General features: G+C 55.2%; 1 pseudogene. It reads left to right on the top strand.

What is annotated here, in order from left to right:
- Positions 1–216, top strand: a pseudogene (locus tag A3730_RS31440) (EF-P beta-lysylation protein EpmB); the annotation flags it as partial.
- Between the last annotated feature and the right edge of the window lie 168 nt (positions 217–384).

Genomic DNA, 384 nt, shown 5'->3' with positions numbered 1-384 from the left:
CTGGCGGATTTATCCGATGCCCTTTTTGCTGCGGGAGTGTTGCCTTATTACCTGCATCAGCTGGATGCAGTGCAGGGAGCAGCCCATTTTGCCGTGCCCGATGCCATTGCCCGGGAGCTGCATGCGGACTTGCGTGCGCGCCTGCCGGGCTTTCTGGTGCCAAGGCTGACTCGGGAAGAGCCGGGAGAGCCCGCTAAAACGGTGCTGGCCGGTTAAGAGGCGCGGTCCGCAAGCCCTTTCTGAGGAATGTGGCACAGCGTTTACAGAATTGTAGCGGTATCGTAAAGTCGTGTGACACAGGACGCATAAATAACAAGAACTAATACCAAATAACTAGGTAGCCTGGATGCCGCCAAGATAAGGATTATCTTCATGGAGCAACCA

Source organism: Alcanivorax sp. HI0044 (genome assembly GCF_001634945.1).
This window is presented reverse-complemented; position numbering and strand designations above follow the sequence as displayed.